This is a genomic window from Butyrivibrio sp. WCE2006 (assembly GCF_000701985.1).
In the GTDB taxonomy this organism is placed as follows: Bacteria; Bacillota; Clostridia; order Lachnospirales; family Lachnospiraceae; genus Butyrivibrio.
Genome location: NZ_JNKH01000008.1, coordinates 153,399 through 164,336, shown reverse-complemented (window position 1 = coordinate 164,336; position 10,938 = coordinate 153,399). Strand labels below are relative to the sequence as shown.

Sequence of the window (10,938 nt, the reverse complement as noted above, 5' to 3'; positions counted from 1 at the left end):
CCAGTACGAGGCAGGTTGCCCACGCGTTACTCACCCGTCCGCCACTAAAGATTATCAAGATTCTGCCGAAGCTTCATCAGCGATAATCTTCCGTTCGACTTGCATGTGTTAGGCACGCCGCCAGCGTTCATCCTGAGCCAGGATCGAACTCTCACGTTTAAATGTTTCTCAAACATCTCTGTTTAAGATCGTTCGTCTTCTGACCAGAACTTAAGCTTGGCTTTTGTTCTGTCCGTTTTACCTTTAGTTAGGTTGTTTTGTTCTCTGAATATTCTTTTTGGAATTTTCAGGGTTGCATTACTATTTCATTGTCAAAGTGCTTTGTCTCGGCTTATCAGCCGCAACTCATTTAGTATATCTTGTTAGCAGCTTTTTGTCAAGAACTTTTTTATTTTTATGTTCGCTTTATCAGTGTAGTACTGATTCCTTCCGGTTAGTAGCTATCACTCGCAGCGAGCGAATATAAATATATCACTGCCCCCTATTAGTGTCAATCACTTTTTTTAACTTTTTTCAGTTTTTTAATAAATTTGGATAAAAGGTTCAACATAACCAGTATATTGTAAGGAATATAGCATATAAAAATCCCCAGCAAATAAATTTGCTGGGGATAAGCTAACGGAGAAAGAGGGATTTGAACCCTCGCACCGCGTGAACGGTCTACACCCTTAGCAGGGGCGCCTCTTCAGCCACTTGAGTATTTCTCCATGTCTGAAAACCTCTACCAAATGGTATTCAGTTGTTCGTAAATGCTTTAGCATTGACGCAAAATTTATTATACAAATCCAAAAGGTTATTGTCAACTAATCTTTTCAAATAAATCACAATATTTGTTTTTGGAATGTATTTATTTTTCTCCATTAAATTCTTTGATTGCTGTTTCGTACAGATTACTTCCGTAACTGTCTATCACAACGATGGCCGGAAAGTCTTCCACTTCAAGTCTTCTGATTGCTTCTGTTCCCAGATCATCATAAGCTACTACTTCTGCTTTCTTTATTGATTTTGACAAAAGTGCACCGGCCCCTCCGATTGCAGCAAGATAAACAGCCTTGTTTCTGACAATTGCATCTATGACTTCCGGTGATCTTTTTCCTTTTCCAATCATTCCGCACAATCCCATATCCAGTAATCTTGGAGCATATTTGTCCATTCTGCTGGCTGTGGTGGGTCCTGCAGACCCAATAGGTCTTCCATCACGGGAAGGTGACGGTCCCATATAATATATCACATTGCCTTCTATTCCTATAGGTAATTCCTGCCCGGCGTCCAAAGTCTCCATCATCCTTTTATGAGCAGCATCCCTGGCTGTATATATTACTCCGGAAATATATACCATATCTCCACTGTGTAATTTCTTGATTGTTTCAGCAGAGAATGGTGCTGTAATTCTATGTTCCATGTAAAAATCCTTCCATCTGAACTGTTGACTATTTAGATAGTAATACTTCTATGCCTGTTAACATGACAGCATATATTAACCGCTACAGGTAAACCGGCAATATGGGTCGCATAAGTATTAATGTTAACAGCAAGTGCTGTAACAGTACCTCCAAGTCCACCGGGGCCAATGCCTGTCTTATTAATCCTGCCAAGTACTTCTTCTTCCATTTCTTTTACATATGGTATATTCGAGTGCTCCCCTACTTTTCTTGTAAGGGCTTTTTTTGCCAGTAAAGCACATTTTTCAAAGGTTCCGCCAATTCCAACTCCAACAACCATAGGCGGACACGCATTGGGACCTGCATCCTTTACCGCCTGAACTATAGCATTTTTTACACCCTCTTCGCCATCAGCGGGTTTGAGCATATATATCTTGCTCATGTTCTCACTGCCAAAACCTTTGGGAGCTATAGTTATCTCTATATTATCTCCCGGAACAATATCATAATGAATAACAGCCGGTGTATTATCCCCTGTATTTACTCTTAAAAGAGGATCTCCTACTACAGATTTTCTCAGATATCCTTCAGTATATCCAAGTCTCACTCCTTCATTTACGGCATCAGAAATTGAACCACCTACAATATGGGCTTCCTGACCTACATTTATAAAAAACACTGCCATTCCCGTGTCCTGACATATCGGAATATTTTCTTCCTTTGCAATTCTAAGATTCTCTTCCAGCTGCCCGAAAATCTGCTTTCCAAGCCCAGACTTTTCCTGATTCTTAGCGTTACATATCGCTTCTTCCATGTCAGAAGATAATGTGTAATTAGCATCAATACACAGTTTTTTTACAGCATTGGTTATTTCAGAAACACTAATATCTCTCAAATCATTCCTCCGTATTCACACGAAGCCTTGCACAAAGATCCTTTAATTCTTCTGTAGTCGGCTCTGTTGGTTTCCATAATATATGCTGCCCATCATTCTCATATCTTGGAATTATATGTAAATGAAAATGATTAACAGTCTGTCCTGCCGCGGAACCGTTATTCTGAACAAGATTTATTCCATCAGCTTCAAGTTTTTCTTTTAGTATCCCTGCCATCTTCTTCGCAAGCTTCATTGCATCTGCAGCAATATCATCAGGAAGTTCAAAAAGATTAGCATAATGATCCTTGGGCAGGATGAGACAATGACCTTTTGTAGCTGGTCCATTGTCTAAAATGATATTAAATCTATCATCTTCATAAATTGAATTTGTCGGGATATCTCCATTTGCGAGTTTACAAAAAATACAATTTGAATCCTTCATAGCCATTCCTCCATTGTGTATTCTTTTTTACTTATTATCGTTATTAAAAATGTAATTATTACCCCGCATAACAGTCCACCTATGTGTGCGGCATTGTCAACATTAGCTGCAGTAAATCCGCTATAGACAGATAACATTACCATTAGAGCAAGCCTGATAAGAAGATTGGAGCCCTTTTTCAGGTTCTTTCTTCCGTGTATGACTATTATTATTACAGCACCGATAATCCCAAAAACAGCCCCGCTCGCTCCAATGGAAGGTATAAACTCCATATGCAGAAAGTCATATGCAACACTTGTGAGATTACCACCTAAACCAGATAAAAAATAAAGTATCAGATATGGAAAATGTCCGATATCATGTTCCACATTAGCTCCAACGAAGAATAATATGAGCATATTATTAAAAAGATGCTCAAGATCTGCGTGAAGAAACATAGAAGTTATGAGTCTGTAATACTGTACTCCTGCCAGCACATAATCACTTCTCTGCTCAAAGCTCTCTATAAGTGAATCACCTGAAACAAAATTGATAGCAAAACAGATAAGATTAAAGAGAATGATTATTGTATTAATATATGAGGTTTTGAATATTCCAATTTGTCTATTCCAAAAAACTTCTGTTTCGTCCAATACTATTTAAACTCAAAAAGCTGATCCATACTTCTCAGCAGTTTGAAGTCCCCTTTCATTTTCAGATTACCTTCCATAAATGCTCTCTGGAATGTCATTCTTCCTGACACTATCTGTTCCAATACAGATGTATTCATAGATGCGTGAACACTGGCACCGGTGATTTCGCCAAGCTTGCATTCTATGTCCTTATTATCAATCCTGATCATTATATCTTTATCTTTTGTCTGATCTAGCAGTGAAATCTGATAAACAGCATGTAATCCTGCGACAGGCTTGAAATGATTTTTTAAACTGTTAACAAAGTCCTCCGCGTGTTCTGCTCCGTGGTCCTTATCCATTTTGTCCCTGAAGATACTGCTCAATTCAAGAATATCTTCTTTTTGCTTCTGTACATATTCTTCATTAGAAATGTACTTTGACAACTGTTCCGTTTCCTGCGGAGTGAGATCTGTTATCTTTGTGATTGAAACTCTGTTCTTAACTGCCTGATTACTGGTAGGCAAAGATTCTATTTTCTGATTAATGCATCTATAGATATTCTCAGCTTTCTTTTCAATAAGATTCTGATAGCTTGAATTCCTTTCAAGTGTTGAAGAATCAGCTATATATCCACATATTCCATCAAGAGGGATTCCACCCAGTATCTCCCAGGCAGAAGACAGCTCCATCATTCCTTCACGCTCACCATGGGTTGTGGACATGACAATCGGAGCCATATATAGACCGTTTAATTTGTCTTTATCACCGTAAAGCCAGCATGCATCCAAAAACTGGTGCATGTATCCTCCAATCCCAAACCACTCTACAGTTGACGCAAGAATAATACCATCCGAATTTTTCAATGTTCCCGGAAGGGCTGTGATACCGTTTTTCTGCTCGAAAAGGTTGAACTGCTCAACCTGTACATTAAGCTCCTTAAACACTTCTGTCATTCTTGAAAGGACCAAAAGTGTAGGGTCATCTATTATTCCTCGGCCACCATAATATATATTGATCTTCATACCATACTCTCCATGAAAAATGAATCAGACTAAAGCTTATTATATCATAATTCATATCCTTTTTAGCGATATGCAAAAGCACATTTTCCAAAAGAAACCTCATCATCTATGTTGAGTTCGGCTTTTTCATTTGGCATTAATCTTCTTCCATTAATATATGTTCCATTCGTGGAGTTTAAATCCTGTATCTCAGGAGGAAAAAAAAATTTAAATTTGAATATAACGTCTATTTTTTAATAGAGGTCTAACATATGGCTGTTCACATATGAATTCAACATATAGCCAAAACGGAAATCGAGAATAAAAGCCGATTCCCGTTATCACTTACTTTCCCTTTTATATTATTTACCCTTTCATTCTGACACAAATGGGACACCCTAAGCTTGTTTTCATTGCATGTGGGGATGTTCTCCATTCATGTCCTTGCGAGCATTTCCACCACACCTTTTTTCCAGAACATGATGTAACATCTGTCGGCTTAAGGTTTATATTTTTTTGATAATTCCACAGCTTTGCTGTATCTGGATCTAACGTTGCGAGATCTGTTTCTCCCTTTATCGGTTTTTTACCCGCGCAATATGGGCATCCACGATTTAGAAATGTACGATTGTCAAGTGATGACCTATAGCTATGACCTTTTTCACACAACCACCAAACCTTTTTATTTGAATAAACTGTGTAATAAGTGGGGTGTAAATCCCCGTTTTTATCAAAATCCCATTGACTAGCAATATCGGGACGTAATGTCACCAGATCTGTTTCTCCTCTAATTGCTTTCTTCCCTATACAATATGGACAACTTGATCCTTTCATATATGTCCTATGCGAAACCCTTGCCTCGTAGCTATGGCCTTTTTCACACAACCACCAAACCTTTTTTTCACTCCTCGCAGAAACATCTGAAGGCATTAGCCCCATGTTCCTTGTTTTATCCCACTCTTTCGCTATTTTAGGATATGTCGATTGTAAATCGGTCTCTCCTATAATAGGTTTATTCCCACTACAGTAAGGGCATCCTGTCCCATTTTTATTTGTCCTTCTATAAACATATGCTTTGTAAGAATGACCCTTGGCACAAATCCACCATACTTTTTTACTACTATGAACAGGTATCTCCGAAGGTAACATCTCTTTATTTTTAATATAATCCCACTCTTTTACGATATCCGGACATATTGTTGCGAGATCATTCTCTCCTTTTATTACTTTTTTCCCCGCACAGTATGGACAACCTCGATTTAAAGATGTTCGACTATTGAGCGATGCTTTATAACTATGATTGCTTTCGCACACCCACCATATCTTTTGTTTGGACGCAGAAAACACTTCACTTGGTTCTAAATTACCATTCTTTTGGTAATCCCATTGTTTTGCTATATCAGGAAACAGTGTAGCTAGATCATTTTTCCCTCTAATCAGCTTACGTCCTGCACAATATGGACACCCCGTTGCTTTCGGATTAGTTCTTATACATATTTTCTGCAAATAACTATGGCCCTCATTACATAACCACCATACCTTTTTATTAGATTTAGGAAGAACCTCACTAGGCATCAGACCATCATTTTTTTCGAGATCCCATTCATCAACAATCTCAGGCCTAATTGTTGCCAAATCATTTTCCCCTCTTACTGGCTTTTGTCCAGCGCAGTACGGACAACCACTTCCGAACCGAACCCTGTTATTGATTCTTGCATCAAAGTTATGATGCTTTGAGCAAATCCACCAAACCTTTCTTTCTGATCCACATGTCACTTCATCAGGTCTTATTCCTATATTTTTTTCTTTGTCCCACTCCAAAACAAGATCAGGCCTATTAATAGCAAGGCTGTCTTCCAATCTACATCTTCGCATGTTTCTCCTTTTTTACTCCTTCCATGAACCGTTGCATAAATCTCTCTTTGCACCTTCTCATCCATGACTGTAGTTTTGCCCTGCTTGACCCCCCGCGCTTTACAACGTGTCGTATAGTCAGCATTCTTTACACCACATCCCCCTTGTAACACCGAGGACATCCTTCCCCTTTGCTTCTATTATTTATCATCGCTCGCAACTCATATCCACAAATCGAACATATCCACCATACTTTTTTATTAGAGTGTTCCGAGTAACACTCTGGGCCTCTTCTATTTCTTTTGTAATTCCATTCCTTTACCAATTCTGTTTGTGTTGTAGCTAAGTCATTCTTTCCAATTATCACCCTTTTTCCAGAACAAAATGGGCATGTTTTAATTCTTATGTGATCTGTAATCCTGCGCTCAAACTCTCCTTCACAGCTTGGACAAACCCATTTGGCCCTCACAGCTGAGCCTATTGAATAATTACACATTGGCTTTTTATTTGACTTGGACCACCATACCGCAAGATCAGGATATAATGTTTCTAAATCGTTTTTCCCAGTAATAACTTTCTTTCCACTGCAATATGGGCATCCATATCCTCTATCCACTCTATGATGAGTTGTAGCTTGCCATTCATTCCCACACTTTTTACATTTCCACCAATATTTCTGTTTACTATTATGCGGACTAACCATATCCGGTTTTACGGTGTTGAGCTCATAATTCCATTCGTCCAACAGCTCTTTCCCTGCAATTGTTGCGAAATCACTAATACCCTTTGATATTCTCTTTCTAGAGCATATTGGACAACTTCCATTTCTATTTACTACTGAATAAACTCTCGCATTCCACTTATGCCCTTTACTACATCTCCAGTTCACAAATTTGCTACTTTTGGGGAAAACTTCAGATGGTTTTTCTGTATTCATCTCAAAATCCCACAACTTACTAATTTCCGGGAATAATGTTTCTAAATCATTGAATCCTTTTAATAACTTCTCACTAGAACAATACGGGCATTCTCCCCCTCTTGAAATGGATCCTATTTTTGCTTGCCACTGATGTCCTCTTTTACACTTCCACCAAACTTTTTTATCAGAACCTGCCATACACCTGCTTGGGTCAATTCCTTTATTTTTACTATAGTCCCACATCCACATTTTTTCTGGATTCTTAGTTTTAAAATCATTGACCCCTGCCAACACCTTTTTGCCATTACAATATGGACATCCCGTACCACTTACCCTGCTTTTTATTTCAGCGCTCCAAACATGGCCCTTGTCACATTTCCAAGATGCCTTGTAGTGGCTTCCACAAGAGAAATCTCGGGGTTTGTCATTTCTATTTCTCTCATAATCCCATTCAGCAGCAAGACCCGAGAAGCAATATTCAAGACTATTTTCATAACTGACTGTCCTTCTCATCATTACCTCCGTGCTTTTTATTATCTCTTTTCGGAAAAGTGTCCTTAATGTACTCTATATACCCATATCGCCTATCGTCTCTATTTTTTCATCATTTACATCAATACCTTCAAACAAGCATCTTCTCCTCACATTTGGGCCACTTCGCATCTTCAACATATTCTTTGGTAACTTTTAATCTATAAAAATGAATAACAAGTCCTTCCTTTCCATTTTTATTCCACATAAATACATGGCCACACCAGGGACATTTTACTTCTCAAAATTCGTACATTATCCTCTCTCCTAATATAATCGTTTCCATGGAAAACGGACGCAATTATTTACAACCCCACATTTCCGAAATGAGACTTTTTATTACATTGTGTACATCGCAATTTTGTTTTTAATTTATTCCACATATTGGAGCACGATATGTTCCACCACATACAGAGAATTTCCAATATGCTACCTTACTCTTGCATATTATCAGAACAATTGCCATCTATGGCTGCTGTATAATACTCACATCCCAAGCAACTTGTTCTCTCAAGGTTTAAGCATTTTCCTTTCTCGCTTAGGCAGATACATCTATATTCATGAGCATTAATTTCTCTTATTGCATTCTCAACGGAGCGCAAATGCAGGTCACGGAAAGATCTTGTTCCCACACAATCAATTTCAAGGAAATCAGTCACTTTTTTTAGTATCTTCTGAACCGCTCTGCCTGAAATAGGGAAAAGTTGTTCTCCTTTACCTATTCCACTTTCTTTAGCATAATTTGTTATAAGCTTATAAAGGCCCTCTGATATGGGCATTTCCCCCAATTTTTCAAATTTTGCTATTCGATACGATAAAACATATCCGTCGCTATTACCTTTATATAATAAATCATCCATCTTAAGAGCTAAAACATCTCCCAACCTCATCCCTGTCATCGCCTGAATCATAAGAATAGTTGCCACTCTATTATTTGCGTCAAACCCTGGGCCACCTAATTTAATAGTTTCAATAATTTCCATGAATTGTTCTATTGTTAATTCGCCTACTTTTTTGTTTGTCATAATTAGTCTCCCACTAGCATAATAAAGTTCGTATTTTTATAAATATAACACATTATTTAGCGGATTATCAATATTTTAGAGTTCGTATTTTTATCCTTTCTCAAAAATACCCCTATAATTAAATTCCAAATGTTTTTTACGTATTCAAATTAAATTTCTCAGAATTAAGCCCCAAACATCAAACTTGCCCATCGCTATCAAAATTCTTTATTGTTATTAATCAAAATCATTGCGTTTACATTATTATATGTTCACAAAAGCATCTGCTTCCGACTATGTAATGATTGAAATAAAAAGATGGGGCTGTCGCTTTAGATGATTAAATCATCTGGGCGAAGCCCTTTTTTAATGCCATGGATTGTGGATTTGACGAGTAGATATCTTTACTGTTGCTAAAAATAGAGTACTTTAACAAGCCAATGCGCTAATCGACTCATTGCTACCTTTTACGTTTTGAAGCATCAAAAATTATGAGGCTTTTTTCAATTCAAAAAGATGTGTCCCGGTTCGCTCAGAAGCAATCTTATGATGCAGCTTATTTATGTCGTATCCGATTGCCAGAAGTATGCTCTGTGCAAGAACACTTTCTTTTCCACGATACAGATATCTTCTGAAGTTCATGTCTTCTTTCACATTTGCGAAGGATCCTTCCGCCTGAATGCTGCGGTTCATTCTCAGCTGTGTTCCGTAATCACTGGTTATTCGTTCAAGACATTCTGCTCGTTTTTCTTCCATTTTTCTTGAGACGGAAAGCTTCTTGTTTCTATCTTCAAATGCGGTCTTGCAGTTATTTCCTTTAATGCAGTCTTTCTTGTAAGGACAGCTATCACAGTTATTGCATTCATATATCGTTACTTCACGTTGATATCCTGTTGCTGTTTTTTGTGTCCTTTTTGATACTGCAAGGAGCTGTTTTCCATTTCTACATATATAACAGTCTGACTCAGGATCATAATCCATGTTTTCGCGTCTGCTTATGTCATTTCTGAACTTCCTTGTTTTTGATAGTTCATAATTCTGAGGCTTTATATATGCTGCCTGCTCATTGGATTCGATAAAGATATAATTCTCTTCACTTTCATAGCCTGCATCCGCAACGATATTCTTATACTTGAAAGAAAGATGTTCTTCCATATCCTTTAAGAATGGAATCAACGTGTTTGTATCAGTCGGATTCTGGAATACATCAAGCCATGTAACATACTCTGAGTCTACTCCGTGTTGGAGATTGTATGCAGGTTTTAGTTGTCCGTTTAGCATTGCATCTTCCTTCATTCTCATGAACGTGGCGTCAGGATCAGTCTTGGAATAGCTGTTACGTTTTCCGCACATATAAATCTTTTTTGTGTATTCCTTAAGCTTTTCCACATATTCCTCAAGTGTTTCAATCGAACGTTGTAAAGGTGTTTTTCTCTTCCCTATACCATGCACAAATATAATTCCTTCATCAGCCTTTAGTTTATACAGCTTCTTTCTAAGCCGTTTCAAGGTGTGCAGCGAAATCTGGTCATTGTAGACTACCTTTATGCCATAGAGTTCTTCACACTCTGCGCAAAACATGCATACTTTTTCAGTAAGCTTTATCATATTTTTAGATACAGCTCTTTTCCATACAAATGTATACTTGTTAGCTACCGACTCTATTTTAGTTCCATCAATAAAGATGTTTTCGCCTGATATTTCTCCCAGTTCGAGCAGTATAGTTCCTACCTGTGCCATAAGACGCTTAGCACACTGTGAGAGATGAATGGATATAAATCTTGCTATGGTGGAGTGATCTGGAGCAGGAGCTCCGTCCAGAAGATACATGAAGTTGATATCTCTCTTACAGACAGACTCAATATCACGACTAGAATAGATTTTGGTCATTGCCGCATAGATGACAATCTTCAGCATCTGATGCGGTGAGGCCTGATTCTTTCTGATTCTGTCATAAGTCTTATACAGATCAGAAAGATCCATCTCCTCCACAAATGCACTTACCAGGCGCACCGGATCATCGGATGGGATAGAAATTTCTATGTCGAGCGGAAGTTTGATTTGATGATACAAGGAAGAAACGGTATAATCTCCTTGTAAGATTTTATTTAGTAGCATAAATATATTTTACCGCAGAAACCAGGCTTTTCGAAGTCTGGTTTTTGTGTTAAGTGAAGGTATTTATTGACAGCCCAGCCCCTCAGGTATCTGTACAGAAATGTGCAGTTCTCGGACGAGGATGTTGATTTTCAAAACGAAGAAAGCATCAAATGCCGATTTCTCTGAGCAAGGTCGAAATGAGGCATTTGATGCT

General features: G+C 38.0%; 10 protein-coding genes, 1 tRNA gene and 1 rRNA gene. All 12 read right to left on the bottom strand.

Features of this window, described 5'->3' with window-relative positions; all coding sequences use genetic code 11:
- Positions 1–159 (bottom strand): 16S ribosomal RNA (locus tag T501_RS08005); the annotation flags it as partial.
- Between the two features lie 460 nt (positions 160–619).
- Positions 620–707 (bottom strand) — tRNA-Ser (locus T501_RS08000).
- Between the two features lie 140 nt (positions 708–847).
- A complete protein-coding gene (locus tag T501_RS07995) occupies positions 848–1,402 on the bottom strand; it encodes a Fe-S-containing hydro-lyase (RefSeq protein ID WP_026510989.1) in 555 nt (184 codons plus the stop codon).
- A 32-nt stretch (positions 1,403–1,434) separates the two neighbouring features.
- Positions 1,435–2,277 carry a fumarate hydratase gene (locus tag T501_RS07990; protein ID WP_026510988.1) on the bottom strand — a complete coding sequence of 281 codons (843 nt, stop codon included), beginning with the start codon at positions 2,275–2,277 and terminating at the stop codon, positions 1,435–1,437.
- A 1-nt stretch (position 2,278) separates the two neighbouring features.
- A complete protein-coding gene (locus T501_RS07985; protein WP_044914184.1) occupies positions 2,279–2,701 on the bottom strand; it encodes an HIT family protein in 423 nt (140 codons plus the stop codon).
- Positions 2,698–3,333, bottom strand: coding sequence for a rhomboid family intramembrane serine protease (locus tag T501_RS07980; protein ID WP_044914182.1), 636 nt, complete (start codon positions 3,331–3,333; stop codon positions 2,698–2,700). Before T501_RS07980 ends, T501_RS07985 begins: the two co-directional genes overlap by 4 nt.
- Before the next feature lie 2 nt (positions 3,334–3,335).
- Positions 3,336–4,337 (bottom strand): SCP2 sterol-binding domain-containing protein, encoded by a 1,002-nt coding sequence (locus T501_RS07975; RefSeq protein WP_044914180.1) that lies wholly within the window; start codon positions 4,335–4,337, stop codon positions 3,336–3,338.
- A 62-nt stretch (positions 4,338–4,399) separates the two neighbouring features.
- Positions 4,400–4,525, bottom strand: coding sequence for an FHA domain-containing protein (locus T501_RS22865; RefSeq protein ID WP_255347426.1), 126 nt, complete (start codon positions 4,523–4,525; stop codon positions 4,400–4,402).
- 157 nt (positions 4,526–4,682) lie between these two features.
- Positions 4,683–6,176: a zinc-ribbon domain-containing protein gene (locus T501_RS07970; RefSeq protein ID WP_197027940.1), complete on the bottom strand. Its 1,494-nt coding sequence runs from the start codon at positions 6,174–6,176 to the stop codon at positions 4,683–4,685.
- A 142-nt stretch (positions 6,177–6,318) separates the two neighbouring features.
- Complete coding sequence (locus T501_RS07965; RefSeq protein ID WP_081843086.1) at positions 6,319–7,605, bottom strand: zinc-ribbon domain-containing protein; 1,287 nt, start codon at positions 7,603–7,605, stop codon at positions 6,319–6,321.
- 449 nt (positions 7,606–8,054) lie between these two features.
- A complete protein-coding gene (locus T501_RS07960; RefSeq protein WP_044914179.1) occupies positions 8,055–8,645 on the bottom strand; it encodes a site-specific integrase in 591 nt (196 codons plus the stop codon).
- A gap of 468 nt (positions 8,646–9,113) precedes the next feature.
- The gene (locus T501_RS07955; RefSeq protein WP_044914177.1) at positions 9,114–10,742 is read right to left on the bottom strand and encodes an IS1182 family transposase; all 1,629 of its coding nucleotides are present in this window, start codon (positions 10,740–10,742) and stop codon (positions 9,114–9,116) included.
- Between the last annotated feature and the right edge of the window lie 196 nt (positions 10,743–10,938).